The sequence below is a fragment of the Janthinobacterium sp. GW821-FHT03C10 genome (genome assembly GCF_059420865.1).
Genome location: NZ_JBWKUN010000001.1, coordinates 876,151 through 902,765 on the forward strand (window position 1 = coordinate 876,151; position 26,615 = coordinate 902,765).

Annotated in this window: 22 protein-coding genes; 4 read left to right on the forward strand and 18 right to left on the reverse strand. The window is 66.0% G+C overall.

Features of this window, described 5'->3' with window-relative positions; genetic code table 11:
* The 11 genes from hmgA to AC07VH_RS03765 form a co-directional block, all read right to left on the reverse strand.
* Positions 1 to 1,305, reverse strand: coding sequence for a homogentisate 1,2-dioxygenase (hmgA, locus tag AC07VH_RS03715; RefSeq protein WP_494786820.1), 1,305 nt, complete (start codon positions 1,303 to 1,305; stop codon positions 1 to 3).
* Positions 1,302 to 1,487, reverse strand: coding sequence for a hypothetical protein (locus AC07VH_RS03720; protein WP_230502921.1), 186 nt, complete (start codon positions 1,485 to 1,487; stop codon positions 1,302 to 1,304). The genes hmgA and AC07VH_RS03720 overlap by 4 nt, the downstream gene beginning before the upstream one ends.
* Positions 1,488 to 1,499: 12 nt before the next feature.
* Positions 1,500 to 3,179, reverse strand: a complete 1,680-nt coding sequence (locus AC07VH_RS03725; RefSeq protein ID WP_494786821.1) for an FAD-dependent oxidoreductase — start codon at positions 3,177 to 3,179, stop codon at positions 1,500 to 1,502.
* A 21-nt stretch (positions 3,180 to 3,200) separates the two neighbouring features.
* The gene (locus AC07VH_RS03730) at positions 3,201 to 4,526 is read right to left on the reverse strand and encodes an MFS transporter (RefSeq protein WP_494786822.1); all 1,326 of its coding nucleotides are present in this window, start codon (positions 4,524 to 4,526) and stop codon (positions 3,201 to 3,203) included.
* A gap of 175 nt (positions 4,527 to 4,701) precedes the next feature.
* Positions 4,702 to 5,520 carry a helix-turn-helix domain-containing protein gene (locus AC07VH_RS03735; protein WP_494786823.1) on the reverse strand — a complete coding sequence of 273 codons (819 nt, stop codon included), beginning with the start codon at positions 5,518 to 5,520 and terminating at the stop codon, positions 4,702 to 4,704.
* A gap of 11 nt (positions 5,521 to 5,531) precedes the next feature.
* The gene (gene msrA / locus AC07VH_RS03740) at positions 5,532 to 6,053 is read right to left on the reverse strand and encodes a peptide-methionine (S)-S-oxide reductase MsrA (protein ID WP_489627133.1); all 522 of its coding nucleotides are present in this window, start codon (positions 6,051 to 6,053) and stop codon (positions 5,532 to 5,534) included.
* A gap of 56 nt (positions 6,054 to 6,109) precedes the next feature.
* Entirely contained in the window at positions 6,110 to 7,453 is a 1,344-nt protein-coding gene (locus AC07VH_RS03745) for an MBL fold metallo-hydrolase (RefSeq protein WP_494786824.1), read from the reverse strand.
* A 106-nt stretch (positions 7,454 to 7,559) separates the two neighbouring features.
* Positions 7,560 to 8,534, reverse strand: coding sequence for a porphobilinogen synthase (hemB, locus tag AC07VH_RS03750; protein ID WP_475414975.1), 975 nt, complete (start codon positions 8,532 to 8,534; stop codon positions 7,560 to 7,562).
* A 112-nt stretch (positions 8,535 to 8,646) separates the two neighbouring features.
* Positions 8,647 to 9,549 carry a DUF535 family protein gene (locus AC07VH_RS03755; protein ID WP_494786825.1) on the reverse strand — a complete coding sequence of 301 codons (903 nt, stop codon included), beginning with the start codon at positions 9,547 to 9,549 and terminating at the stop codon, positions 8,647 to 8,649.
* Between the two features lie 185 nt (positions 9,550 to 9,734).
* The gene (locus AC07VH_RS03760; RefSeq protein ID WP_494786826.1) at positions 9,735 to 11,087 is read right to left on the reverse strand and encodes a sensor histidine kinase; all 1,353 of its coding nucleotides are present in this window, start codon (positions 11,085 to 11,087) and stop codon (positions 9,735 to 9,737) included.
* Positions 11,080 to 11,766, reverse strand: a complete 687-nt coding sequence (locus tag AC07VH_RS03765; protein WP_494787113.1) for a winged helix-turn-helix domain-containing protein — start codon at positions 11,764 to 11,766, stop codon at positions 11,080 to 11,082. The genes AC07VH_RS03760 and AC07VH_RS03765 overlap by 8 nt, the downstream gene beginning before the upstream one ends.
* 289 nt (positions 11,767 to 12,055) lie before the next feature.
* On the opposite strand from AC07VH_RS03765, the gene AC07VH_RS03770 reads away from it, so the two are divergent.
* The 4 genes from AC07VH_RS03770 (at position 12,056) to AC07VH_RS03785 (ending at position 16,166) form a co-directional block, all read left to right on the forward strand.
* Positions 12,056 to 12,832 carry a DUF481 domain-containing protein gene (locus AC07VH_RS03770; RefSeq protein ID WP_475414972.1) on the forward strand — a complete coding sequence of 259 codons (777 nt, stop codon included), beginning with the start codon at positions 12,056 to 12,058 and terminating at the stop codon, positions 12,830 to 12,832.
* Between the two features lies 1 nt (position 12,833).
* Positions 12,834 to 14,717, forward strand: coding sequence for an esterase/lipase family protein (locus AC07VH_RS03775; RefSeq protein ID WP_494786827.1), 1,884 nt, complete (start codon positions 12,834 to 12,836; stop codon positions 14,715 to 14,717).
* A 117-nt stretch (positions 14,718 to 14,834) separates the two neighbouring features.
* Entirely contained in the window at positions 14,835 to 15,479 is a 645-nt protein-coding gene (locus AC07VH_RS03780; protein WP_494786828.1) for a hypothetical protein, read from the forward strand.
* Positions 15,480 to 15,485: 6 nt separating this feature from the next.
* On the forward strand, positions 15,486 to 16,166 hold the full coding sequence (locus tag AC07VH_RS03785; protein ID WP_494786829.1) for an RES family NAD+ phosphorylase: 681 nt from the start codon (positions 15,486 to 15,488) through the stop codon (positions 16,164 to 16,166).
* A gap of 11 nt (positions 16,167 to 16,177) precedes the next feature.
* On the opposite strand, the gene AC07VH_RS03790 is transcribed toward AC07VH_RS03785, so the two are convergent.
* The 7 genes from AC07VH_RS03790 to AC07VH_RS03820 all read right to left on the reverse strand — a co-directional run bounded on the left by AC07VH_RS03790 (position 16,178) and on the right by AC07VH_RS03820 (position 26,512).
* Entirely contained in the window at positions 16,178 to 17,173 is a 996-nt protein-coding gene (locus tag AC07VH_RS03790; RefSeq protein WP_494786830.1) for a response regulator, read from the reverse strand.
* A gap of 13 nt (positions 17,174 to 17,186) precedes the next feature.
* Positions 17,187 to 20,894, reverse strand: a complete 3,708-nt coding sequence (locus AC07VH_RS03795; RefSeq protein WP_494786831.1) for a PAS domain S-box protein — start codon at positions 20,892 to 20,894, stop codon at positions 17,187 to 17,189.
* Between the two features lie 360 nt (positions 20,895 to 21,254).
* Entirely contained in the window at positions 21,255 to 21,911 is a 657-nt protein-coding gene (locus tag AC07VH_RS03800; RefSeq protein ID WP_475414966.1) for a hypothetical protein, read from the reverse strand.
* Entirely contained in the window at positions 21,908 to 22,276 is a 369-nt protein-coding gene (locus AC07VH_RS03805) for a hypothetical protein (RefSeq protein ID WP_494786832.1), read from the reverse strand. Before AC07VH_RS03805 ends, AC07VH_RS03800 begins: the two co-directional genes overlap by 4 nt.
* Positions 22,277 to 22,350: 74 nt before the next feature.
* Positions 22,351 to 24,810, reverse strand: a complete 2,460-nt coding sequence (locus AC07VH_RS03810; protein ID WP_494786833.1) for a TonB-dependent siderophore receptor — start codon at positions 24,808 to 24,810, stop codon at positions 22,351 to 22,353.
* 221 nt (positions 24,811 to 25,031) lie between these two features.
* Positions 25,032 to 26,009: a FecR domain-containing protein gene (locus AC07VH_RS03815; RefSeq protein WP_494786834.1), complete on the reverse strand. Its 978-nt coding sequence runs from the start codon at positions 26,007 to 26,009 to the stop codon at positions 25,032 to 25,034.
* Positions 26,006 to 26,512 carry a sigma-70 family RNA polymerase sigma factor gene (locus AC07VH_RS03820; protein ID WP_475414962.1) on the reverse strand — a complete coding sequence of 169 codons (507 nt, stop codon included), beginning with the start codon at positions 26,510 to 26,512 and terminating at the stop codon, positions 26,006 to 26,008. The genes AC07VH_RS03815 and AC07VH_RS03820 overlap by 4 nt, the downstream gene beginning before the upstream one ends.
* Positions 26,513 to 26,615 lie beyond the last annotated feature (103 nt).

Consider the following 26,615-nt stretch of genomic DNA (forward strand, 5'->3'; position numbering starts at 1 on the left):
CTAGGCTTGATCGGGATCAAAATGCTTGCGCAAGCCTTGCCAGCATGCGAAATAGTCGGTTTGCAGCAGGCCACCATCCAGCGCGAACGGCGTGGGCTTGAGGATGGTGCGCGTCTCGAACATGAAAGCCATGGTGTCGGCCACTTTCACGGGCGCGGACGTGTCGCCGTGCGAGGCCTTCTCGAACGTCTGCGCATCGGGGCCGTGGCCGGACATGCAGTTGTGCAGGCTGGCGCCGCCCGGCACGAAGCCGGCCGCCTTGGCGTCGTACACGCCGTGGATCAGCCCCATGAATTCGCTGGCCACGTTGCGGTGGAACCAGGGCGGGCGGAACGTGTGTTCGGCGGCCAGCCAGCGGGGCGGGAAGATGGCGAAGTCGATGGCGCCCAGCAGCGGGTTTTCGCTCGGTGCCTGCAGCACGAGGAAGATCGACGGGTCCGGATGGTCGTAGCTGATCGAGCCGATGACATTAAAGCGGCGCAAATCGTATTTATACGGCGCGTAATTGCCGTGCCAGGCCACCACGTCCAGCGGTGAATGGTCGAGGGTCGTGCGCCACAGATGGCCGCCGAACTTGGCCAGCAGTTCGCACTCGCCCTCGATATCCTCGTAGGCCGCGTGCGGCGTGAGGAAATCGCGGCTGTTGGCCAGGCCGTTCGAGCCGATGGGCCCCATGTCCGGCAAACGGAAAGCCGTGCCGAAGTTTTCGCACACATAGCCGCGCGCCTTGCCATCCGGCAGGGTCACGCGAAAGCGCACGCCGCGGGGAATGACGGCGATTTCCTGCGGTTCCAGTTCGATCAAGCCCAGTTCCGTGGCGATCGCCAGCCGCCCTTCCTGCGGCACGACCAGCAATTCGCCGTCGGCCGAGTAAAAGAAGCGCTGCATCGAGCGGTTGGCCGCATACACGTGGATGGCGCAGCCGCTCATCGCTTCGGCGCTGCCATTGCCGGCCATCGTTTGCCAGCCGTCGATGAAATCGACCGGCGTGGCGCCGTCGGGCAGCGGCAGCGGGTCCCAGCGCAGCTGGTTCGGCGGCGCGGGCGGCATGGCGTGAAAATCGCTGACGATGCGCGTGTTCGCCAGCAGGGTAAATGGCGGATGCTGGCTGGCGGGACGGATGCGGTACAGCCACGAGCGCCGGTTCTGCGCGCGCGGCGCCGTGAAGGCCGTGCCAGACAATTGTTCCGCATACAGGCCCAGGGGCGCCCGCTGCGGCGAATTCTGCCCCTGCGGCAAGGCGCCGGCGATGGCTTCCGTGGCAAATTCGTTGCCGAAGCCGCTTTGGTAGCCGGCGCCTATCATGCGCGCACCGCCAGGCCGTCGGCCGCGTCGCGCAGCAAGCCCTGCACCACGTCGGCCTGGCCGATGGCGCCCATGGCCAGCAAGGCGAAGCGGGCCAGGAACAGCGGCGAGCGCTGTTCGCCCAGGCCGCCCATGGTGTGGCACAGCTCGGTGTAAAGATTGTCCAGTTCGATGTCGGTCATGTTGTCTCCTTGTTACTTTGATTGGCCGATGCCGGCCGCCGCCAGCGCTGCCGCCACCTGCCCCGCCTGCACTTGCCGCCAGCGCCCCAGCACGTGGCCGTCCGGGCGCACCAGGTAAAACGTGCCTGGCTGCGCGTCGAACAGCGGGAATACCTGTGCCGTGTGGTCCCAGGCGCCCCCTTGCGCCCCGCTGCGGGCAATCGCTACCGTCGCCAACGGCAAGCTATCGCCCAGCGCCAGCAGTTCGGCAGGCACGGCGCCATCTTCGCTGAAGTACAGGCCCGTGAAATGGCCACCGGCGCGCTGCACCAGATCGGTAATATACCCCGCTTTTTGCCCGCCGTTGTGCTGCAGCGCGAGCGGGCACTCGGGCAAGACCGTGCCGGGCGCGGGACCGGCAGCGAACGTGTCGCAATCCGGCGTGTTCAAGGCCGACTGCGCATACGCGATGGCGCTGGTCTGGCGCGGGTTGATCAGCGAGCGCACGTGCGCATGTTTGCCCGCCAGGCCCAGCACGGCCGTGCGCATCAGTTCGAAGGCAAACGTGGGCGGCGCCATGAATTCCGTGCTTTTCGTACCGTGACGCAGGTTTTCATGGGCCGCATACACGCGTTCGTCCGAATAGCTGTCGAGCAAGGCATGCGGCGCCTGGCCCTTGACGACGTACGCCAGCTTCCAGGCCAGGTTGTCCGCGTCGTCGATGCCGGAATTGGCTCCGCGCACGCCGAAGATGGGCACCAGGTGGGCCGCATCGCCCGCGAACAGCACGGGACCGTGCCGGTATTTATCCAGCGTCAAGGCGTTGGCTTTATATATGGTGATCCATACGGGATGCCACGGTGCCGTCTCGCCCATCATGGCCAGCAGGCTGTCGACGCGGGGCGCCACGTTTTCCAGCAGCACGGCCGCCTGCGCATCCTCGTCGTCGCGCAACTGGTAGTCGATGCGCCAGATGTCCTCGGGCTGCTTGTGCACCAGCACGGTCGAACCGGGGTTCGACGGCGGATCGAAATACGCGAGACGCTCCGTCGGACGGTCGCTCTTCAGGTGGATATCGACGATGACATAGCGCCCTTCGTAGCTGGTGCCCTGCAATTTGAGGCCCAGCGCCTCGCGCACCACGCTGCGCCCGCCATCGGCAGCCACCAGCCAGTCCGTGTCGATGGTGTAGGTTTCATCGGGCGTGGCCAGCGTGACGGTGGCGCCATCGGCGCGCTGCTGCACGCCGGTGACGCGCGTCTGCCAGCGGATATCGATCAGCTCGCTCTGGCGTTCGGCCGCATCGAGCAGGAATTGCTCGATATGGTATTGCGCCAGGTTGACCATCGGCGGCAATTTCTGGTTCGCGTCTTGCGGCATCGTAAAGTGCAGCACTTCCTCGTCGCGGTAAAAGCTGCGTCCGCCCGCCCACGGCAAGCCTTTACTGATAAAACCGTCGAGCGCGCCCAGGCGGTCAATGATTTCCAGGCTGCGCCGCGAGATGCAGATGGCGCGGCTGCCCGTGCAGACGCCGTCGTCCGCCTCGATCAGCACCGAGCGCACGCCGTGGCGCGCCAGGCCCAGGGCCGTGGCCAGGCCTACGGGCCCGCCGCCGGCGATCAGGACGGGGACGTGCTGCGTGCCGGTGCCGACAGCCTTGCCGGGCGGATACACTTTCGGCACATGGGGATAAGGATGGAATGTATCGCTCATGATGTTTCCTCTTCAACAATATTATTTGCTGCTGCGCGCGATGGGCAAGGTCAGCACGATGGCCGCGCCCGCCACCAGCAGCACGCTGGCATACAGCAAGCCCGTGGCAAAGCTGTGCGTGAAATCCTTCAGCCAGCCCACGACGACGGGATTGAGGGCCGAGCCGATATTGCCCGTGGCATTGATGACGGCGATGCCGATGGCGCGCGCGCCCAGGCTCAGGGCCCGGTCCGGCGTCGTCCAGAAGACGGACATGGCCGTGTAGGCGCCCGTCGAAGCCATGCACACGCCCAGCAGTTGCAGCACGGGGTTGCCGGCATACGCGGTCAGCAGCCAGCCGCCAGCCGACAGCAGCATGGGCCAGACGATATGCCAGCGGCGCTCCTGCAGCCGGTCCGAGCGGCGGCCCCAGACGATCATGCCGATCACGGTGCAGACCTGCGGGATGGCCGCCAGCAGCCCGATCTGCGTGTTGCTGGCGTTGCTATTAAAACTTTTCACGATCAGCGGCGTCCACACGGCCACCATGGCCAGGGTGTTGACCAGGCAAAAGTAGGCGATGCCGAATTTCAGCACGGTGGGTGACAGCATTTCCGCCAGCACCGAGGTTTTCTGCGCCTGCGCCACAGGCTTGTGCTCGGCCGCCAGCATGCGCGCCAGCACCTGCTGTTCCAGCTTGCCCAGCCAGCTTGCCTTGTTGGGCGAGTCATCGAGATAGCCGTAGACGGCCAGGCCCAGCAGCACGGAAGGCATGCCTTCGAGCAAGAACAGCCATTGCCAGCCCTTCAAGCCCCAGTGGCCGTCCAGTCCCAGGATCAGGCCCGACAAGGCCGAACCGATGGCGGCCGTGACGGGCATGGCGATCATGAACAGGGCGTTGGCGCGCGCCCGGTAGGCGCTGGGAAACCAGTAGGTAAGGTACAGCAGCATGCCGGGCAGGAAGCCCGCCTCCGTCACGCCCACTAAAAAGCGCAGCGCATACAGGCTGGCCGGGCCGCTGGCGAACAGGGTCGCCGTCGAGGCCAGGCCCCAGGCGATCATCATGCTGCCGATCCATTTACGCGCGCCGATGCGGGCCAGCACGATGTTGCTGGGAATGCTGCAGGCGATGTAGGCGATGTAGAACAGGGTGGTGGCAAAGCCGAACTGGGTGCCGGACAGGCCCAGGTCCTGCATCATGGTCAGGCCGGCAAAGCCGATGTTGATGCGGTCAAGAAAGGAAAACACGAACAGCAGGAACAGAAAGCCCAGCAGATGGCGCGATACCTTGCGCATCACCTGCTGTTCCATTTGGTCGGTGGCCGCGTCGAGGACGGGCGCAGTGGTGGCTTGTGTGGCGGGGGCCATGCTTGTCTCCATAAGGTGTCGCCCTCCCCTTGTTGGTTTTATGGGGTGAGAGCGGCCGGGTGATCCCGGCTTGCAACACAGTATGCAGACGCGCGCCGCGAACCCTGTCCCCATTTTGGGGACATTTCGCGGCGAACCCAGTCAAAAAGGCGGAGCCTTCCCTACATCCAAGGGACTAGACAGGCGCTGGCGCCATGCACAGGGCAAACAACTGGCGCTGGCTGGAAATGCCCAGGCGTTTATAGGCGCGCTTCTGGTAGGTGATGACGCTCGATGGCTGCAGGCCCATGGTCTCGGCGATTTCCACGGCCGTGAAGCCTTCGAGCACGCAGCGCAGCACGTCCAGTTCGCGCTTGCTCAAGGCGGGACAATGCTGGCGCAACCTGGCCAGCATCATGGGCGCGACGCCTTGCGCGGGCTGGCCGTTCAAGCTGTAGTGGTGCTTGGCCGCATGGGCGAACAGCGGAGACAGGGTTTCGATGGCGGCGATTTCGCCAGGCTGGAACTGGCCCTGGCTGCTGTCGCGGTAGAAATTGACGGACAGCCAGATGTCGCCGGCCGGCTGCACCAGCAGCGACAGCCGGTCCGATACATTCGGTTTTTGATAGCAGGTGGCGCGGTAGCCGGGATGGTCGATCTCGTCGCTGGCTTGCTGGTGCAGCACGATGGCGGGATCGATTTTCCGCCCGGGCGCGGGCACGATCACGCGCTGGTTGCCGTCGAGCGCGTAATAGTGGCGCGCATAGCTGTCTGCGATATCCTGCAGGAAGCGCCCGCCGCGCCGGTCGGCCACGGCGACCGTGCGGGGCCGGTTGCCGAATTCATAGGCAAAGATCGTGCACTGGGCGATGGGCGCGACCGTGCTGACCGTCTTCAGGATGGCCCCGGCGACGGCATTCACATCGGCGTGGCCGATGGCGGCCATCAGTTCCAGCGTACGCCCGAAGTCCAGCTGCCCTTCCGCCTGCCGCCGCTCGACGCGCCAGTAACGCATGCCCGTGTCCTCTACTGCGCGCGCTGCGGCAAGACCCAGTCCGGCCGGATGTAGTGGCAGGTGTAGCCGTGCGGCAAGCGCTGCAGATAATCCTGGTGCTCCGGTTCCGCTTCCCAGAACGGGCCGGCCGGCGCCACTTCCGTCACCACCTTGCCGGGCCACAGGCCGGACGCGTCGACGTCGCGGATGGTGTCTTCGGCCACGCGCTTTTGCTCGTCGTTCGTGTAGAAGATGGCCGAACGGTAACTCGTGCCGCGGTCGTTGCCCTGGCGGTCCGGCGTGCTGGGATCGTGGATCTGGAAGAAGAATTCCAGGATCTTGCGATAGCTGATGGTGCTCGGGTCGAAGATGATTTCGATCGCTTCCGCATGCGTGCCGTGGTTGCGGTAGGTGGCGTTGGCCACGTCGCCGCCGCTGTAGCCCACGCGCGTGGCGATCACGCCCGGATAACGGCGCAGCAGGTCTTGCACGCCCCAGAAGCAGCCGCCGGCCAGGATCGCGGTTTCATTGCCTTGTGCATTGTCTTGTGCCATGGTGTCTTTCCCGTTCTAGTCAGAAGCAGCTATCTTACTCTGTCGCGCGACTTTCTTCAGCGGGCCAGCAGGCGTTTGAGCTGCGCCGCCTGGTAGGCGCCGATGGCGTCGTTGAACAGGCAACGGATCATGGGGTCGTCGACGATGTCCGCTTCCGCCAGTGCGGCCCGCGCGGCCGCATCGAAAGGACCATCGTTGATGCGCATGTACATCGACGTCAGCGATTCGCCCAATACCAGCGCCGCATGGCATTTCACCAAGGGCAGCTCCGTGGTCCAGCCGGGCGCTTCGTTCGTCTCGGGCACCAGGTCGATCAGGTCGCCATGCGTGCGGTAATGCAGGACCGTGGCCGCGCCGTCATGGCCGTACAGCGACAACCGCCACAAGCGCGGTTGCTGGAAGTAGCTGTCCTCGGGCAGTTCCATGTCGCGGTAGCGTTCAAGCAAACCGTTCCGGCAAAAATCGAGCACCAGCGCCGTGCCGGTGCCGCTCAAGGGCGAGAAACGGCGCGCGATGTCCGCCGTGGCGGGCGGCGGCGCGTCGGGCCGGTAGTCGAAATCCACGTCCTGCGGGCCCACGGGGAGCACCCAGGGCAAGGGTTCGGCGCTGCTTACTCCGTGCGCGTCGAGCAGCACGGACGTGGAGGGATCGAGACGGAAGATGTGCGCCTCGGGCAGCGCGGCGCCGATTTCATCGGCAAAGCGGCGGTAGGTAACGGGGAACATCGCATGGTTGTACCAGGACCAGTCTTCCTGCACGAACTGGCAGGAACTGGGCACGAGGTAACGGGGCGCCAGCGCGCGCAGCTGGGGCACCCAGTCGTCGGGAAGCTCGACCGGGCCGCGCGTTGCCAGCGACGGCGCGATGACGGCGATCTCGCGCATGGTCTGGAACGGCCACAAGACCATGTCCCAGGGCGCGAACGCGGCCAGCTGCGCCAGCGTCTCGGGGCCGATCCACGAGTCGACGACGTTCAAGACGTTCAGCCCCGCCGCACGCACCTGGAACAGCGAATCGACGTCATCATCGAGCGCCCGGCGCGGGATCACCTCGATGGCGCCCACGCGCACGGGCACGTCCACGTGCAGGCGCTGCACCTGCGTAAAGCCGAGCGCGCGCAGCATCGCGAACAGTTCGTCGAAGACGCAGTACAGATAGATGGGCGTGGCGCGGTCCAGCGCATCGAGGCTGTCGAGCGAGCAGTGGTCGTCGTGGAAGTGCGAAATGAAGACGGCATTCCAGCGCAGCCGGCGCACGGCGTCGAGGTCGAAGCGCACGGACGGAAACGCGTGGCAGTTGCGGCTGAACGGGTTTTCGACGATGGGGTCGAAGGCAATGGCCGTGCCTTCGCATTCGAAGACATAGCCGGCGTGCAGGATGCGGGAGATTTTCAGGGGCATGGGCGTGGGGAATGCAGAGAGAGCCCCGGCAGCGTAAATGCTGGGGTCAGACCCGCCGGGTCTGACCCCGGATTTGCTTTCGGGGTGAGAAAAACGCCGGGAATGCTCAATACGGATTATTCAGCACATCCATCGCAAAATACGTAAAGATCATGTCCGCACCCGCGCGCTTGATGGCGCCCAGGGTTTCCTGCACCACGCGGCGCTCGTCGATGGCGCCCGCCTGGGCGGCGAACTTGATCATCGCGTATTCGCCGCTGACCTGGTAGGCACCGATCGGCAGGCGCGTCGCTTCGCGTAGGTCGCGGATGATGTCCAGGTAAGCCCCGGCCGGTTTCACCATCAGCGCGTCGGCGCCTTCGGCTTCGTCGATCAAGGACTCGCGCACCGCTTCGCGGCGGTTCATCGGGTCCATCTGGTAGGTCTTGCGGTCGCCCTTCAGGGTGCTGCCGGCCGCGTCGCGGAACGGGCCGTACAGGCCGGAGGCGAACTTGGTCGAATACGCCATCACGGGCGTATCGTGGAAACCGGCTGCGTCGAGCGCGCTGCGGATGGCCGCCACCTGGCCATCCATGGCGGCCGATGGGGCGATGATGTCGGCGCCCGCCTGGGCCGCGATGACGGCTTGCTTGCCCAGGTTCAGCACCGTGCTATCATTGTCGACCGTGTCGCCATGCAGGATGCCGCAATGGCCGTGGTCCGTGTATTCGCAGAAGCAGGTGTCGGACATGACCACCATTTCCGGCACGGCGTCCTTGATGATGCGCGACATGCGCGCCACCAGGCCGTCCGGGTTCAGGGTGTCCGTGCCGTGGCTGTCCTTGTGGTGCGAAATGCCGAAGGTCATGACGGAGCGCAGGCCGGCGCGCGCGTAGCGCTCGATTTCCTGCGCCAGCTTCGCTTCCGGAATGCGGCGCACGCCGGGCATGGACTTGATGTCGATGAAATCGCTGCTGCCTTCGTCGACGAAGATCGGCAGGACCAGGTCCTGCGGATTGATCTCGGTTTCGCGGAACAGCTCGCGCAGTTGCGGGGTCGCGCGCAGGCGGCGCATGCGCGAAGTGGGGAATTGTGCTGGCATGGGGTGACTGGCTTCAGGTTAACAACGCCGATAAGTATACGCCGATCGCGCCGCTTGCGCCGGGCCGCCCCGCAAAAAAGCCGCGCAGGTCAAAAAAGACCGCCCCGCGCCTTCATTGCGGCTGCAACAGGGCCGCCATCTGCCAGCGCATGTCCGCCGCCAGTTGCACCAGCATGGCGCCGCGGCGGCGCGCGTCCGCCCGCCTTTTCGACTGCACCAGTTCCAGGTCCGGCATCCGGCAAGGGCCGCATGGCAGGCGGTAATTGCCGTCGCCGGCGGGCAGCGCATGCAGCTCGCGCCACGCCAGGTCGTAATCGCACGAGATATGCCGGCGCCGGCGCCAGTTCAGCGCGATGCGGTTGGCGTTGCTGACCAGGTCCAGGTGGCCGCAACCGAAAAAGTCGCCCAGGTCGCGCAAGGCGGCCACCATCAGGTTTTTCGGCCGGCAGCCGTGCAGCGCCCGCGTCGCTTCCTTCACCGCCTGCGCGCCGGCGGGCGAGCGCAAGCCCTGCAAGGCGCCCAGCTGGATGGCGCAGCCGCCGGGCTGGGGACGGAACAGGAAACTGGCCAGGTACAGCGACACGCCGTCGCGCGTCAGGCGCAGGCACAGGTCGCCCTCGCGGTGACTGTCGTGGATGGCCGTCAGCTGCAGGCGGTAGGTGGCGCCATCCTTGCCCTCGATGGTGGCCAGCACCAGCGCGCGGCGCGCCGCGTATTCCACCAGCGGCCGCGCGCCGGCCTGCCACAGGAAGCGGTAATGCCCGCGCAGCAGATCCACCCTCGCCGCGCAGCCGAAGCGGCGGCTGGCGTAGGGGCGGTAAATCTTGTACAGCAGGCTGGGATGGGCTTGCGCCAGCGCCGCCAGGCCAGGCGTGCCGGCGACGAAGGCTTGCCAGCGCGCGCGCTGCACGGGAAAGACGATGGCGCCCAGCGCAGCCTTGAGGCGGTGCCCATGCTGGCGCAATGCCGGCTGCTGCGGCGCGGCGTTGTCGCCGGTGGCGGTAAAAGTATGCATGCGAACGGCTCTACGACGGGTCTGGATCAACGGGACGCGGCGACGGCCGCAGGCAGCCCGCAACGGGCGGCTGCGCGCTGGCAGCCGTCTGTTGCGGGTAGAGCGGATGATAGGGGGAGGTGAAAACGAAGGGGGTTACAAGTTGGTAATGTGCCGATACGCCACGCCGGCCTGGCAGCGGCGCCTTAGCGCGGCAGCCGCAAACGCAGGCGCAAGCCCGGCGCCGCGTCCTCGATCTCCAGGCTGCCCCCATGCAGGGCCGCGATGGCCGCCACGATGGACAGGCCCAGGCCATTGCCGGGCAAATGGCGGCTCTTGTCGAGCCGGTAGAAGCGCTGCGTCAGCTTCGGCAATTCCTCGGCCGGCACGCCGGGGCCGTTGTCGCGCACGGCCAGCCAGCTGCCCTGTGCGTCGCTGCCGGCCGACACTTCCACCGTGGCGCCCTGCCCCGCGTACTTGATGGCGTTGTCGACCAGGCTGGCCAGGGCGCTGCCCAGCAGGTTGCGGTCGCCCCGCGCCGGCACGCCCTCGCCATACATCTGCACCAGCAGCACGCCTTGCTCGTCGGCCGTCGCCTCATACATTTCCACGATGTCGGCGCCGATCTGATGCAGGTCAATGTCATCGAAATTCTCGGGACGCATGCCCGATTCGGCCGCCGCGATCTGCAGCAGCTTGTCGAACACGCGCGTCAGGTCGTCGATGTCGTCGATGGCCGCCTGCGCCGCACTTTCGTAGCCGGCCACGCTTTGCTGCTGGCGCAAGGCGCCATCGAGCTTGTTGCGGATGCGCCCCAAGGGTGTGCGCAAGTCATGCGCGATGGCGTTCGACACGTGGCGCACGCCCTCCATCAGGTGTTCGATGCGGTCGAGCATGCGGTTGATGTCGCGGCTCAGCAAGCCGAATTCATCCTCGCTGGAGACGGGAATGCGCCGGCTCAGGTCGCCCGCCTCGATCTCGCCCGCCGTGCGGCGGATCTGCCCGATGCGCGCCTCGAGCTGGCGGCGGAACAGCCAGGCGCCCGCCGCCACCAGCAGGATGGCCACCCCGCCGCCATAGGCCAGCGAGCGCAGCACCAGGGTGCGGATCGACTTGCCCTCCTCCATGTCGCGCCCGACGAACAGGCGCGCGCCGCCCGCCAGGTCGCGGATCAGCATGCGCGCGGGCACCCGGCGGCCTTCGCGCGTGACGTCGCGGTGCAGCAGGCGGCCCACGGGGCTGCCCAGGTCGGGCCAGGACGACAGGTTGCCCGCCACGCGGCGGCCATCGGCATCGACCAGCAAGAAGATCTCCGTGTCGCTGTCGGTGCGGTCGGTCAGCAGATGGGCGATTTCCGCCGTCGTGCGGCTGCTGCCGCCCTGCTGGTACAGCGCGGCGAGGCGCTCCGAGAGCAGGGTAAGCTTGCGGTCCACGCTGCGGTCCAGCACGCCGATGGTGCCGAAATAGAAGACGGCGCAGACGATGCTGATCGACACGACCACCAGCACGCCATAGCCGAGCGCCAGCCGGGCCGCGATCGAGCGGTGCAGCTTACGCACTGTCGAGCACGCCCAGGGTGTAGCCGACGCCGCGCACCGTGTGGATCAGCGGCGGCGAAAATTCCTTGTCCACCTTGGTGCGCAAACGGCTCACCTGCACGTCGATGACGTTGGTCTGCGGGTCGAAATGGTAGTCCCACACGGCTTCGAGCAGCATGGCGCGCGTGACGGACTGGCCCTGGTGGCGCATCAGGTATTCCAGCAGGCGAAATTCGCGCGGCTGCAGGGCGATTTGCCGGTTGGCGCGCGTTACGCGCATGGTGCGCATGTCGAGCACCAGGTCGGCCACCTGCAGCTGCGTCGCTTCGGGCACGGGCGCGGCGCGCCGCAGCAGCGCCTCGATGCGCGCCAGCAGTTCGGCGATGGCGAACGGTTTCGACAGATAGTCGTCGCCGCCGCTGCGCAAGCCGCGCACGCGTTCGTCGACGCTCGACAGGGCAGACAGCACCAGCACGGGCGTGTTGCGGCCCATGCCGCGCAGGCGCGCGACGATGGCCAGGCCGTCGATTTCGCCGGGCAGCAGGCGGTCGAGCACCAGCGCATCCCAGTCTTCGCCGCAGGCCAGGCGCATGCCGTCAATGCCATTGTCGCAGGCGGTGATGTCGTGGCCCGCCTCGCGCAGGCCGGCACAGATATAGCGGGAAGTTTCGGCTTCGTCTTCGATGACCAGGCAGCGCACGGGGAATTCCTTGTAAAGATCAGGCAGCAAATACGCGCAGCATACGCCAGGCGCGCGCCACTTGCCAGCCCCGCCGCGCAGGCGCGGGCCATCCATATAGCCGCATTCGCGCGTGCCGCGGCGTGCGGCGAACGATGACAGGGTCGGGTACAATACAGCCTCGACAATGTTTGGCCGCGCCCGCGCGCCCCTGTTTCAGGCGCCGTCCGGCTTGCCGCGGCCAGCATCGCCACCACTGCCACTAACGAACAGCAGGCGCGCCCGGCGCGCGCCACAGACCACTACAGCCATGAAATCGACCCACTCTCTCGCACTGGCGCTGGCCATGGCCATCAGCTGCGGCAGCGCCGCCGCCGCAGACACCAAACAAAGCATGTTGTTCGATGAAATCCCCATCGGCAGCTGGAGCACGTCCGCCGAACTGGGCGCCATCACCACCTCGGGCAATACGGTCGGCACCTCCGTCACGGGCAAGATCGACGCGCGCCAGGAACTCGATGACTGGAGCAACCAGTACATCTTCAGCGGCTACTTCAAGGAAGACGAAACCACCGACGACGACGGCAAGAAGGTGCGCGAGCGTTCCGCCGAGCGCTTTTCTGCCTCCGCCAAGGCCGCCTATAAGCTGATGGCCGACCATGAAAAACTGTTCGTGCTGGCCTCGCATGTGAACGACAAGTTCGGTGCCTACACCAAGTACTCGACCCTGGCCGTCGGTCATGGCTCGCGCTGGTACCAGTCGAGCGACAAGAGCGTCGACGTGGAAGTCGGTCCAGGCTACTTCAGCGGCACCAACGATGCGGGTGAATCGGAACACGGCCTGACGGTGCGCGGCGCGGCCGCCATGAAGTGGAAGATCAGCCAGTCGGCCATGTTCACCCAGACGGTCAGCGTGGAACGGGGCACCTCGAACACCCACTCTATCGCCGAAACGGCCCTCAGCACGAAAATCAACGGCACCATGCAGATGAAGGCGGCCTTCAGCGCCCGCAACGATACGCGCGTGCCCGATGACAAGAAGAACACGGATACGCAGACCTCGCTGACCCTGGTCTACTCGTTCTGAGATGCCGGCCACGCTGATGCGGCGCTTGCGCCTGGGCGCCCTGCTCTGTGCCGCGGCGCTGCTGAGCGGCTGCGCCGCCGTCACCGTCAGCGCCATTTCTCCGGCCGACTACCTGCAGCAGCGGCGCGGCGACATCCTCACCACGGGCAAACTCAGCGCCTCGGCCAGCGAGGTGCTGCGCATCATCGGCAGCGACATCGCCGCCTGCGAAGCCAATACGGGCAGCTGCCGCGCCGACCTGGCCCGCTCCGAGCTGCTCAGCGACGAGCAGCGCCTGGCGACGCTGTCCGAATTGTGGCTGGAAAGCGCCCTGGCCGAAGAAAAACAGGGTGGCCACCCCAGCGCCGAGCGCCTGGCCGCCTGGCTGGAATCGGCCCGCTACGCCTACGCCTACCTGTTCTACACGACGCGCACGCCGGGCCAGCGCGCCTTCGAGGAACGCCAGACGCAAATCCGCGACTACTATAACTACGCCGTGCAAAAAGCCGTCGGCAACCTGTTCCGCCACCGCGGCGAATACCGCCCGGACGGCCATGTGATCCGCGTCGCCGGCTGGCAGATCGACAGCGAATTGTCGGCCCTGCGCCTGCCCGACGACGGCACCCTGCCCGAAGAACTGCTGCCGGCCACCTCGCTGTCGTTTTCCGGCCTGCGCAATGTGTACCGGCGCGACGGCTTCGGCGCCGACCTGGTCGCCGTCATGCCCAAGCCCCCGGCGTCGAAAGGCGACTATGTGCCGTACCAGGAGACGCGCTTCCCCGTCGTCACGGCGCTGATCCGCTTCGACGGCAACAGCCTGCAGGAGGTATTGGCCACGCAGCAGCTGCTGGTGATGCTGGTCGACCCGACGCGCAGCGAATCGACGCGCATGGCGGGCCAGGAACTGCCCGTGGCGGCCAATTTCACGGCCGGCTATGGCCTGTGGCTGGCCCGTTCCGGCTTCGGCGTGCAGGCGCTGCGCACCCTGTTCGGCCGCGCCGACGGCATTTCGCGCCCGCAGGTGCACCTGATGCAGCCCTATGACCCGAACAAGCGCACCATCGTCATGCTGCACGGCCTGGCCAGCAGCCCGGAAGCGTGGATCAACGTGGCCAATGAACTGATGGGCGACGAGCAGCTGCGCCGCCGCTACCAGATCTGGCAGGTGTACTACCCGAGCAACGCGCCGCTGGCCGCCAACAACGCCGCCATCCGCAAGGCGCTGGCCGCCACCCTGGCGCAGTTCGACCCGGCGGGCAAGGCCGACGCGGCAAACGACATGGTCTTGATCGGCCACAGCATGGGCGGCGTGCTGGCGCGCCTGATGGTGTCCGACGCCAGCAACACCCTGCTCGACGCCATCACGGAAGAATACAATTTGAAGGGCAAGAAGGCGGAAAAAGTGCGCGCCGGGCTGGCGCCCTACCTCAATTTCACGGCCATGCCGCAGGTGAACCGCGCCATCTTCATCGCCGCGCCGCACCGCGGCACCTCGTTCGCCAACCACAAGGTGGCGCGCTGGATCGCCAACCTCGTCACCTTGCCCATCACCATGCTCGACCAGCTGTCCGACGCGGCCGGCAGCCTGGCGCAGCTCGACACGGGCAGCAGCGAACCGCTGCGCATCCCCAACAGCATCGATAACCTCAGCGACAAGGACCCGTTCGTGCGCCTGGTGGCCGACCTGCCCATCAGCCCGAACGTGCGCTACTACTCCATCATGGGCAACGACACGCCGGACCTGCCCCTGGCGGAATCGAGCGATGGCGTGGTGCCGTATGCCAGCGCCCACCTCGACGGCGCCCTGTCGGAAAAAGTCATCCCCTCGTGGCACAGCGTGCAGGAAAGCCCGCAGGCGATCCTGGAGATACGGCGGATCTTGCGGCTGCCGGACAACTTGCCCTGATCGGCCGCATATATCTCGCTGTCCGATGCCGGAAAAATGCGCTTTTCGCTTGATAAAGTTGCGAAACATGATAATCTTGTGTGTAAGACGCCTGGCGCATATACCTGAGGAGCGAACATGACGGCGCATCTGCATCACGACACTCTGGCGCCCGAGCGCCGGGAATGGACCGACAACGACCTGCTAGTAGTGGAACAATTCTCGCAATTGGTGAACGCACAGCTCGACCTATTGGCGCAAGGTCCCGAGCGCGAGCGCCTGATCGACCTGGCCACGCGCGCGCTCGATGCGGCGCGCGCCTCTCTGCGCGCCACCCCGCCATCGAGACCGCGGCAACTTCCGGTGTCAAAACTCAAGGTATCCGATGTCATTGGGCAAGGATGGGTGGAACTGTCGCAAGCGTCGCTGTATCGCGCGGTGGAAAACCAGCGGTTCTATTGCGTGACGCCCAAGGGACGCAGTATCGGCAAGGAGTTTCCGGCGTGGCAATTTGTCCAGCCCGTGCCGGAACTGATCGCGCCCGTGCTCGCCATTCTCGCCGGCCAGCCCGGCAGTGACATTCATGCCTTCTGGGTCAGCAGCGCAGACGAACTCAACGAACTGTCGCCGGCAGAGCTGCTTGCAGGCAAATCGTTCGAAACGCGGGCCGAAGTGCATCCCAGTCAGCAGGCGCTGCTGGATCTGCCAGCCAGCGAGAGATTGCGCAAGGTGCTGGCGGCGGCGAAGTGGCAGCATAGGGGCATGGCCGATATCGTAGGCTAGCCCCGCATGACGCTACAACTGAAAGATACGCTTGTCCCGCCAGAAATGATCACGCGCCTGCCGGCGCTGGCATTGCTGCACGCTGAATTATTGAGTCATATCATCACCCATCCAGCAGGCCAGGCCCTGGTGCGCGCGGCGTGGAACACGGCATCGATCTGGCCATTGAAAGTCCAGCGCACCTACCGCTTCGGCCCACCCGCCGAACTGGCAGATGCGGCCGGCTTCCCCTATCACTGGGCGTATCTTGCGGACGATGCCTACACGGCGGCCTGGGAAGCCCAGCTTTGCCGTAACGACGTCACGCGCCCGGGCACCTTTTACATAGATCACAACGCGCAACAAGCGCTGATTGCAACCTTGTCATTCAGCGCCCCGCTGCAATTGCTCGATCTGACCGGGCTGGCCGCCAGCAGGCTGGGCATTTACGATCAATTGCACAGCCCCGATCACGGCTGGTGCCAATGGCTGGGCTGGCAGCTGGATCAGATCATTGCACAGGAGGCAGGCGCGATTCATGGCTTCGTGTATCCATCGCGGCGACAACCCGGCAAACTTGCCTATGCAATATCCTCTCGCCATATGACAACATTGGGGACAAGCATGGCGTGCGCCCATGTGCAATTCGGCAGCACTGAAGCATATGCGCGCTTGCTGGCCGACCGCCTGCGCGTGGATCCGCCCTGAGCTGATGCTCCCTACGCCGGCTCGCGCCACTTGTCCTTGATCTCCAGCATGGCCGGCAAGTGTTCGATGAACAGCGCCAGCAGGTCCGGATCGAAATGCGTGCCGCTGTCGCGCTGCATGGTGGCGATCGCGTCCGACACCGTCCAGGCGGGCTTGTAGGGGCGCTCGCTGGTGAGCGCGTCGAACACGTCGGCGATGGCGACGATACGGCCCTCATGCGGGATTTCCTCGCCTTGCAAGCCGTGCGGATAGCCGCTGCCATCCCATTTTTCATGGTGCGTCAGGGCGATGGTGCGCGCCATTTTCAACAGGCCGCCCGCGTGCTCGCCGATGATGGCCGCGCCGATTTCCGCGTGGCTGCGCATGACTTGCCATTCGTCCGCATCGAGCTTGCCCGGCTTTTGCAGGATGGCGTCGGGGATGCCGATCTTGCCCACGTCGTGCATGGGGGCGGCATTCAATAAATCTTCCGCCCTGGCCGCGCTGTAGCCGGCCGCCAGCGCCAGCTGGCGCGCGTAATAGCTCATGCGGATGACGTGCATGCCCGTCTCGTTATCCTTGTATTCGGCCGCCTGGCCCAGGGTCTGGATCACCTGCAGGCGCGAGCGGCGCAATTCCTCGGCATCCACCAGCGACAGGTGCGTGCGCACGCGGGCGCGCACGATGGGCGGGCTGACGGGCTTGGTGATGTAGTCGACGGCGCCCGCGTCGAAGCCGTCCGCCTCGTCCTTCACGTCGCACAGGGCGGTGACGAAAATGACGGGAATGGACGCAGTGACCGGCATGGCTTTGAGCTGGCGGCACACTTCATAGCCCGTCATGGCCGGCATCATGATGTCGAGCAGGATCAGTTCGACGGCGTTGTTCTGCGCCAGTTCCAGCGCCTTCTCGCCATCCTTGGCGTACAGCAGGCGATAATCGTCCTGCAGAATCTGGCGCAGCACCTGCAGATTCGTCGCTTCGTCGTCGACCAGCAGCAGGATCGGTTTGTCTTCTTGTAAGGTCATCGTCAGTCCAATATCAGGAAAGGTCGGCCGGCGTTGGCGCCTCGAGCCACGCCAGCAGCTGGCGCAGCACGCCCACGGCGCGCGCAAATTCAAAGTCGTCGATGGCGCCAGCCAGCGCCTGCAGGCGCGGCTGCTGGCCATGCGGCGCCAGCATGGCGGCGATCTGCGCCATCAGGGCGTCGTCCAGCTGCCCGCCCTCCAGGCTGGCGATGGCTTGCCGCAGCAAGGCGCCGGCAGCTGGCGCATCGAGGGGCGCGCCGGCGGCCTTCGCGTCCATGGCCACGGCCGGCATATTTACCTCTTCCAGTTCGCCGGCCAGCGCCATGAAGGCGGCGGCCAGCTGCACCAGCAATTCGGTAGCCGGCAGCTGGCGCGTGATCGCTTGCTCGATGCGGCCCAGCAGGCTTTCGACCTGCACCAGGCACAGGTTGCCCGCCGCGCCCTTGATACGGTGCAGCAGGTGGCCGGCCACGCTGCCGCCGCCCCGCTCCAGTTCCGCCGCCAGCATGGCGGCGCAGTCGCCATTGGCCTGCACGAAGCGGCCGATCGCCCGCTGCAGGGCTTCGCGGCCGCCCCACAGGGCGATGCCGCGCTGCCAGTCGACCTGGCCGGCGGCCGCACGCGCCGCCGCGCCGGCCGCCGGCGGCGGCATGGCCACGGCGATATCGAGCAGGCGGGCGATTTCCGCCGTCAGCTTGTGCATTTCCAGCGGTTTCGAGGCGAAGCCGTTCATGCCGGCCGTCTGCGCTGCGCGGCGGTCCTGTTCCAGCACGCTGGCCGTCAGGGCGATGATGGGCGTCGCCTTCAAGCCCTGCTCGCGCTCGTGCACGCGGATCAGGCGCGTCGCTTCCAGGCCATCCATGCGCGGCATCTGCACGTCCATCAGGACGATGTCGAAGCTGCCCTTGCTGAACTCGCGCACGGCGCTCTCGCCGTCGCTGGCGGCGATCACCTGGTGGCCGGCCGCGCCCAGGCTGATCAGCAGCAGCTCCACGTTCTGCGGCACGTCGTCGGCGGCCAGGATGCGCAGCGGCGGCAAGGCCACCACGGGCTGCTCGCTGCGGCGCGACACAGCCTTGCCCGGCGCCAGCGGCAGCAGCACGTGGAACACGCTGCCCACGCCCAGGGTGCTTTCCACCGTGATGGTGCCTTTCATCAGCTCGACCAGCTGCAGCGAAATCGTCGTGCCCAGGCCCGTGCCGCCAAAACGCCGGCTCATCGACGAATCGGCTTGCGTGAATGGGGCGAAGATCTTGTCCAGGCGGTCGGCGGGAATGCCGATGCCCGTGTCGTGCACGGCGATATGCACCTGCTCTCCCCGCATGCCGACGGCCACGCGCACATGGCCCACTTCCGTGAACTTGACGGCGTTGCCGATCAGATTCGTCAGCACCTGCTGCACCCGGCGCGCGTCGCCCAGGAAGAACTGCCCCATGCCGGGATCGACGTCGACGTGCAGCACCAGGTCGCGCGCGTGCGCCGTGATGCGCAGGGACGCGGCCACGTGGTCGACCAGGTCGGGCAGCGAGAAGTCCACCAGTTCCAGCTCGGTGGCGCCTTTTTCCAGCTTGGCCGTGTCGAGGATGTCGTTGAGCAGCTCGAGCAGGGAACGGGCCGACTGGCGCACCGTGCCCAGGTGACGGCGCTGCAGGCTGTCCAGCGCGGTCCCCAGCAGCACTTCCGTAAAGCCGATGATGGCGTTCATCGGCGTACGGATTTCATGGCTCATGTTGGCCAGGAAGCTGGTCTTCGATTCGGCGGCCAGCTCGGCGCGGTCTTTCGCCGCGCGCAGGTTTTCCTGCATGGCGCGCCGTTCGCTCACGTCGGTGGCCAGCTTGACCACCTTGAACGGCTTGCCGTCCGTGTTGAAGATCGGGTTGTACGAGGCCTGTATCCACACTTCCCGGCCATCCTTGCCGATGCGCTTGTATTCGCCCGTATTGAATTCGCCGCCCGCCAGGTGCTGCCAGAATGCGATGTAGTCGGGCGAAGTCACGTGGGCAGGTTCGCAGAAGATGCTGTGGTGCAGGCCCAGCACGTCGTCGAGCCGGTAGCCGACCAGGTCGAGGAAATTCTGGTTGGCCGCCAGGATGCGCCCCTGCAGGTCGAACTCCGCGACCGCCGTCGCGCGCGAGATGGCCGTCACCTTGCCCTCGTATTCGGCGTTGCGCAATTCGCTTTCCGTGATGTCGAGGATGACGCCGTCGATCCAGCGCACCACGCCGTCGTTGTCGAGCACGGGGCCGCTGCTTTCACGCACCCAGCGCTCGCGCCCGTCGCGGTGGATCATGCGATAGACGTTCTCGAAATCGCGCCGTTCCCCGGCCGCCTGCACGCAGGTGTCGTTGACGCGCTGGCGGTCGTCAGGATGCACGAGGTCGAACAGCCTGACCCGCCCTTCGATGAAATCCTGCGGCATCCAGCCCGTCAGGTTGAAGACGGCGTCGCTGATGAAGATCATCTTCCATTCGGGCGCGAAGCTGCAGTGGAAGGACACGCCGGGGATATTGCGGATCAGGGTGCGGTACTGGCGCTCGCTGTCCTTGAGCGCCTGCTCCATGCTGCGCGAAGAGCGCATGTCCGTGACAAACGCGACAAACAGGGGCTGGCCCGGCGTGTCGATCTTGCCGATCGCCACGCGCATGGGCAGCACGGCGCCGTCCTTGTGGCAGCCATCGAGTTCGCGTCCGCTGTCGAGGATGCGCGAAGCACCCGTTTCCAGGTAGTCGCGCAGATAGCCCTCGTATTCGGCCGCGTCGCCCGGCTGCAGCAGCACGCTGGCGTCGCGTCCCACGATGTCCGCTTCGCGCCAGCCGAACAGGCTTTCCGCGGCGGGATTGAAGGAGCGCACCTTGCCCTGGCCATCGATGGTGATCAGGCCGTCGGCGGCCGTGTCGACGATGGCGCGCAGGCGCGATTCGCTGACGCTGGCGTGGCGCAGCAGCTGGCGGTAGCGCAGCAAGCCGTTCGCGGCCGCCACGAAGACGGTCAGGGTGATGGTGATCAGGGCCACGGCCAGGGCCACGAACGAGGCTTGCACGGTGATCGTGTTCTCGCCGGCCGTGGGCGTGCCGGAAAAGCGCGCGGCCAGCATGCCGGTGTAATGCATGCCGGAAATAGCCAGGCCCATCACCACACTGCTGACCAGCAAGGACGCCAGGGGACTGAGGCGCAAACGCATGGCGCTCAGGCCGAAGCGTATCCACAGCGCCAGCATGGCCATGACGACGGCCACCAGCAGCGACAGGGCGAACAGCCACGGCTCGTAGTGCAGGGTCAGCGAGGTTTGCATGGCGGCCATGCCGCTGTAATGCATGGAACCGATGCCCACGCCGACGAGCACGCCGCCCACCACCAGCTGGCGCCAGTCGATGCTCGGACGCGCCAGCAAATGCAGCGCCACCCACGACGCGGCCACGCCGGGCAGCATGGACAGCAGGGTCAGGCCGGGTTCGAAGGAGACGCGCGTGCAGATGTCGAAAGCCAGCATGCCGATGAAATGCATCGACCAGATGCCGCCGCCGAGCGCGATGGCGCCCGTGACGATGGCCGTCTGGCGCTGGAATCCCCGCTCGCTGCTGCGCGCCATGCCGGCGATCTGCAAGGCCATGAACGAGGCAAAGATGGCGATGCCGATGGAAAACAGCACCAGCCAGGCATTGTGCGTGCCGTAGATATACGGCAATGTATCGTTCGATACGGCAAAGATGGAACTCAGCATACTGTCGTGAACTCAATAGAGTGAAACGTGACGTCGCAAAACATGACGGCGCACCGCGCGCCGGCGCCCGGCCTTTTAGTAAAGCGGCAACACAGCGAAAATGACAACGGTAGCAGTCGACCAGGGCAAGGCTCGGTCATCACGCCCGCGCCTGCCGCGCGGGGGAAAGGTGCTTTTTACAGAGGGAAAAAGCGGAATGCGTACGAACTCTGGCGCGGATGGCTGGCCGCCAGCGTGACGATGATTTTTTAAAGAGCCATGAGTATAGTTGCTTTGCGAAAATATTCATAGGACTTCAGCAATACAGTTATCAAAAATGATAGTTATTGCGGCGGCGATGCGACACTGGCCCGTCTGCGCCTACCCCTGCGGCCAGCGCGCGCGGATGGCCGCGGATTCCTGGCTGATCGGCCCAGCCGTCTCGCGGACAGGGATACCGGCCAGTCTACAGCGGCGGCTCAGTTCCTCCCTGATCTGGCACAGCGTCCAGCGCTGCGGCACGGGCAAGTTCAGGCCCACCACGCGGATCAGCGGACAGTCCACGAGAGTCGTGTAGAGCAGCAGCTCCACGCGCGCCAGCGGTGCCGGGGTCCGATAGACCTGCAATGCGCCCGCATACGTGACCACGTCCAGCCGCTGCAGCTGCGCCAACTCCAGCTGCACGCTTTTATCCCAGCCGGGCAGGCGCCGCGCATGGCGCCGCAGCAACAGGCCCGCATCGCCAAGTTCCACATGAAAGAGCAAAGCGCGTCCGGGAAACAGCACCAGGCCCGCGATCCAGGCGGCCAGAGCCAGCGGACCGAACAACACTGCCTCGCCCGCGTACGGCACGTCGCGCCAGACGGCTTGCCCGACAAAGGCGAGGATCAGCGCGCAGCCGGCCAGCAGCACGCTGCGCGACAGCACGGGACGCATGTCCGCCATCAGCGCCGCCTGGGCCGCGGCATCGTCGGCCGCCGTAAAGCATATCCATTCCGCGCGCGCCGGCTTCAGCCTGGGTCCCAGCTCCCCGCTCAAGCGGTCGGCACCAGCATGCCGCGGAACCACGCCAGCTGTTCGCGCGTCAGGTAGTTGGCGCCATCGCCATGCAGGATGACGATCTCGACCTCGGCGGGAATCGACGCGATCAATTGCGCGCCCGTGACGGGAATCTTCGGAAAATTGATGCCGGCCAGGAAGGCAGGGTCTTCCGCCACCGTCACGCACTGGCGCTCGGGATTCGGCGACGGCACGAGGAACAGGTCGATCTGCTCGCTCTGCCCGCCGATAACGACGTGCAATTGCGCGGCCAGCAGTTCGGGCAGGATCAGCTCGATGTTGTTTTCGGCGCGCGATTGCTGGAAAGCGCTTTTCAGGGGCGTGAGGACGGGTGTGGCGGTCATGGGATCAGTAGAAAATGAGGACGGCGGCAGTGTAGCAGAGGCGCCCGGCCGGGCGCGCTCTGCTGAGGCCACGGCTACAGCTTGTAGTTCAGGGACAGCAGCACGCTGCGCGGCGCGCCGTAGCGCTCCAGCCCGCCCGACCACGCATAGCCGAGGCCCTGGTAGTAGCGGCGGTCCAGCACGTTGTCGACGCTGAGGCGCAGCTGCAGCTGCTCGCTCAGGCGGTAGCCGGCCGTCAGGCCGACGATGGCGTAAGCGCCCTGCTGCGTCAGGTAAGCCGTGTCGCGGCGGTAGATCTTGTCCTGCGCGTACACGGAGGCACCCAGGTTCCACCGCGCCAGGCTGCCGCTCAGCTGCACAGTCGTGTACAGCTTGAACAATTGCTTCGGTTCATCCGTGGCGATGCGCTGGCCGATATTCGCCGCCACGCTGTCTTTCGTGTACTTGGCCAGCACATAGGTATAGCCGCCCGCGATCTGCCAGCCCGGCAAAGGCGAGCCAGAGAGTTGCAGATCGACGCCTTCGCTCCGCACCTGCCCGGCCGCGCGGGCGCAGTAGACGGCGCCGCCCGTCGGGCAATTGACTTCATCGGCCATGGCGCGGTTGTTTTGCTTGATGCGGAACAGGGCGCCGCTGGCGTTGAGCCTGCCGCCGAAATACTCGCCCTTGACGCCCGCTTCCAGATTGGTGCCGCTCAGCGGCGGCAAGGTATTGCCGCCCACGTCGAGCACGCTTTGCGGCTGGAATATCTGCGTGCCGCTTGCGTACAGGGAGTGATGTTGATCCACATCATAGACGAGACCCGCGTACGGCGTAAATTTCGCGCTTTCCGTCAGGTCGCGGCGCCAGACTGGGTTGGTCGAATACCAGCCCGTGACGTCCTGCGCATACCAGCCGAAGCGACCGCCCAGCACCAGACGCAGCGGATCGGCCAGGCTGAAGTTGCCGGCCGCATAAATACCCTTCTCGTCCGTCTTGCGGCCCCAGTTGTACGGCTCGAACGGCGCGCCGTTCATGCGGTAGGCATGGGGATTCCAGTGGCGGATGTCGATCACGCGCGCGGCCGCCCCTTCCCAGCTCTGGCCCGCGTCCGAATCGTCGTGGCGGTAGCTGGCGCCGACGATGACGTCGTGCAGGCGGCCGAACCAGGTGACGGGGCCGCTCAGGCGCCAGTCGGCCACCACCTGATCCGTGTTGTACTTCCAGCCCGTTTCCGACTGGCTGAAGCGATAGATCTCGCCATCGATGCGGCTATTGGTGGTGTTGCGCGTGCTGGAAGAGGCATCGATGCGCGTGATGGCAAAGCGGCTGCGCCAGCCCTTCTCCAGCCTGGTTTCCAGGTCGGCGAAGACGACGTTGTTGTCGCGTTTCTGGAACGAGTCGGCATTATTCAGGAAGGTCGAGCGCGGCAAGTCCATGTGGCGGCCGTCGGGCAAGGTCGGCAAGCCGACAAACACGCCATCGGTGCGGCTGTGCTGGCGCGAGAAACCGATGCCGGCCGTGGTGGACGGCGTCAGGTCCGCTTCGATGATCGCATACACGGTGCCATTGCTGTTGTTGACCACGTCGACGAAACTGTCGCTGTCGCGCCAGCTGGCCGCCACCCTGCCGCGCACGCTGCCCGAGGCGTTCAGGGCATTGCTGGCGTCCACCGTCAGTTGCTTGTCCTTCCAGCTGCCCACGTGCACGGACGCGTTCAGCAAGGGCGTGGCCGTGGGGCGCTTGCGTATCATGTTGATGCTGCCCGACGGCGCGCCCGCCCCTTCCATCAAACCCGTGGCGCCGCGCACCACTTCCACCCGGTCGTACATCAGCATGTCGGCGGAAACATTACGCTCATTAAACCCCGTGACATCGAGCGGCAAGCCATCGACATTGACGTGGCTCAAGGCAAAACCGCGCGCAAAATACGTGGTTTCCTGGTCGGACACGCCCTGCGTCTTGCCATACAAGCCAGGCGTGGCGCGCGCCACGTCCTGCAAGGTGGTCAAATCGAAATCCTCCATCTGCTGGCGCGCAATCACGCTGACCGTTTGCGGCGTGTGGCGCTGCGACAGGTTCAAGCCCGTGGCCGTCGACATGGCGCGCGACGTATAGAGGCCCGTGCCTTCCGTGGCGCGGTCCGCCTCGGCGCTGACGACGACGGCCGGCATGCTGGCCAGACCGCTCTCGGCCGTGCTGGTATTGATCTTGCGTAACAGGTAATTGCCGCTGCCGCCGTCCACCACGTCCAGTCCGCTGCCTTGCAGCAACGTTTGCAAGCCGGCCGCGACGGCATAACGGCCCCGCAAGCCCGGCGTCGCCAGGCCGTCGAGCGCCACGCCCTGCGTGGACAGGTTGATGCCGGCGGCGATAGCAAACGAGCCCAGCGCATCGCGCAGGCTGCCGGCGGAAATGCTGTAGTCGCGTGTGCTGGCTGCCTGGCTGGCCTCGGCCGCCAGCGCCATGTGCGGCAACGTGGCGCCGGCCGCGCCCACGGCGAGGAGCAGGACCAGCGCGGCGCGCACGGCGCCGGTGGTGGGATGGAGCGTCATGCGCGCTGCTGTCAAGCTACGGTGCTGCAAAGCCATGTAAACCCTTTCGATGGTTCGGATTGTTCGTTCTCTACCTTGTATGACGAAGCAATCTGCAAAAAGGGACAGGCAAGAAGTAAATTGGAGCACGTCGGCTTACGCCCTGCGGGCTAAGCCGACCTACCATACCCGACAGGTGTAGGTCGGCTTAGCGTGGCAAGGCCACGCGTAAGCCGACACGCTCAAGCCGCCTCGACACTGATCCAGTAGCGCGTGCGGCGCGCCAGCCGGATCGGCAAAGCCCGTTGCAGCAAGAGCAGGATGTTGTCCGGGTCGTGCAACTGGAAGATGCCGTCCACGGGCATGGCGGCGAGCGCCGGGTCGCAGCGCAGCACGCCGTAGCGGTAGCGCGCCACCTGTTCCAGCACCTCGCCCAGCGGCATGCGCTCGGCGATCAGCACGCCCCGCAGCCAGGCGTCAGCATGCGGCGCCAGCGGCGTCAAGGCGGAAACGGCCGCGTCATCGAAACTGCCCTGCCGGCCCGCATCGACCCTGCGCACGGCATCGGTAGCTTCCCTTGGCCGTATCTCGACGGCGCCCTCGCTGACCCTCACCCGCGTGCGCGGTGCCAGCACGCTGCCCCCCTGGCGCACGCTGAAGTGCGTACCCAGCGCGCGCACGACGCCATTGCTGCTGCGCACGAGAAACGGGCGCGCCGGCACGGCCTGGTCGTGCGCCGTGGCAACGTGGATTTCCCCGGCATGCAAGGCCACCAGCCGCGCCGCGCCGTCAAAGCGCAGGTCGATGGCCGTGTCCGTATTGAGCACCAGTTGCGTGCCATCGGGTAATGTCATGTGGCGGATTTCACCCCTGGCCGTGCGGATGGCCGCGCGCCACGCCTGCCAGGGCGCCGATTCGCTGGCCAGCCACAGCGCCGGCCCGGCCGCGATCAGCCCCGCCAGGCCGTAGAGCACGGCACGCCTGTGCGGCGACTGCGGCGGCGCATCCGCCGTCTGGCGCAGCGCCGGCGGCACGCTGGCCAGGGTGCCGCACACGAGCTCGGCCCGTTTCCACGCCGCCTCATGCGCGGGATCTCCGGCGCGCCAGGCCTGGAAGGCTTGCTGTTCGTCAAGGTTCAAGGGTCCCCCGTGCAGGCGCACCAGCCATTGCGCCGCCGCGCGGGCGGCGCGCGGGTCGATGGCAGCCGTGCTGGCGTTCACAGGATCAAGAGGATGCAGCGCTCGAACGCCTGCACCATGTAGCGCTTGATGCTGCGCTCGCTCACGGCCAGGCGCCGGGCGATTTCCCCGTAAGCGAGGCCATCGACATGCGCCAGCAGGAAGGCGTTGCGCACCAGCGGCGGCAAGCCGTCGAGCATGGCATCGATGCGCTGCAAGGCCTCCAGTACCAGCAAACGCTCTTCCGGTGACTGCATCAGCAGATCGGGCTGCTGCGCCAGCGTTTCCAGCCACGCCTGCTCCAGCGACAGGCGCCGGTAATGGTCGATCAGCAGGCGCTGCGCCACGGTGGTGAGATAGGCACGCGGTTCGCGCAAGCTCTGCCGGCCTTCCGGCGGCGCCGTCAGCAGGCGCACGAAGGTATCCTGCGCCAGGTCGGCCGCATGGTCGGCGCACTGCAGCTTGGCGCGCAGCCAGCGCATCAGCCAGCCGTGGTGGCTGCTGTAGATGCCTGCTATCGACTCGCTGGACTGCGCAATATTCACTAGGGTGCTCCGATGCGCGCAAGGCAAGGCGCGGCCAATTGATAATAATTCTCATTATCACAAATCATTGCCTCCGGCGTCAATGCCGGCGTCTGCCTATCGC

Bases quoted from the DNA above. Each gene is read 5' to 3' on its own strand.
- hmgA (WP_494786820.1), bottom strand. From the start codon at position 1,305: ATGATAGGCGCCGGCTACCAAAGCGGCTTCGGCAACGAATTTGCCACG.
- AC07VH_RS03720 (WP_230502921.1), bottom strand. From the start codon at position 1,487: ATGACCGACATCGAACTGGACAATCTTTACACCGAGCTGTGCCACACC.
- AC07VH_RS03725 (WP_494786821.1), bottom strand. From the start codon at position 3,179: ATGAGCGATACATTCCATCCTTATCCCCATGTGCCGAAAGTGTATCCG.
- AC07VH_RS03730 (WP_494786822.1), bottom strand. From the start codon at position 4,526: ATGGCCCCCGCCACACAAGCCACCACTGCGCCCGTCCTCGACGCGGCC.
- AC07VH_RS03735 (WP_494786823.1), bottom strand. From the start codon at position 5,520: ATGCGTTACTGGCGCGTCGAGCGGCGGCAGGCGGAAGGGCAGCTGGAC.
- msrA (WP_489627133.1), bottom strand. From the start codon at position 6,053: ATGGCACAAGACAATGCACAAGGCAATGAAACCGCGATCCTGGCCGGC.
- AC07VH_RS03745 (WP_494786824.1), bottom strand. From the start codon at position 7,453: ATGCCCCTGAAAATCTCCCGCATCCTGCACGCCGGCTATGTCTTCGAA.
- hemB (WP_475414975.1), bottom strand. From the start codon at position 8,534: ATGCCAGCACAATTCCCCACTTCGCGCATGCGCCGCCTGCGCGCGACC.
- AC07VH_RS03755 (WP_494786825.1), bottom strand. From the start codon at position 9,549: ATGCATACTTTTACCGCCACCGGCGACAACGCCGCGCCGCAGCAGCCG.
- AC07VH_RS03770 (WP_475414972.1), top strand. From the start codon at position 12,056: ATGAAATCGACCCACTCTCTCGCACTGGCGCTGGCCATGGCCATCAGC.
- AC07VH_RS03775 (WP_494786827.1), top strand. From the start codon at position 12,834: ATGCCGGCCACGCTGATGCGGCGCTTGCGCCTGGGCGCCCTGCTCTGT.
- AC07VH_RS03780 (WP_494786828.1), top strand. From the start codon at position 14,835: ATGACGGCGCATCTGCATCACGACACTCTGGCGCCCGAGCGCCGGGAA.
- AC07VH_RS03785 (WP_494786829.1), top strand. From the start codon at position 15,486: ATGACGCTACAACTGAAAGATACGCTTGTCCCGCCAGAAATGATCACG.
- AC07VH_RS03790 (WP_494786830.1), bottom strand. From the start codon at position 17,173: ATGACCTTACAAGAAGACAAACCGATCCTGCTGCTGGTCGACGACGAA.
- AC07VH_RS03795 (WP_494786831.1), bottom strand. From the start codon at position 20,894: ATGCTGAGTTCCATCTTTGCCGTATCGAACGATACATTGCCGTATATC.
- AC07VH_RS03805 (WP_494786832.1), bottom strand. From the start codon at position 22,276: ATGACCGCCACACCCGTCCTCACGCCCCTGAAAAGCGCTTTCCAGCAA.
- AC07VH_RS03810 (WP_494786833.1), bottom strand. From the start codon at position 24,810: ATGACGCTCCATCCCACCACCGGCGCCGTGCGCGCCGCGCTGGTCCTG.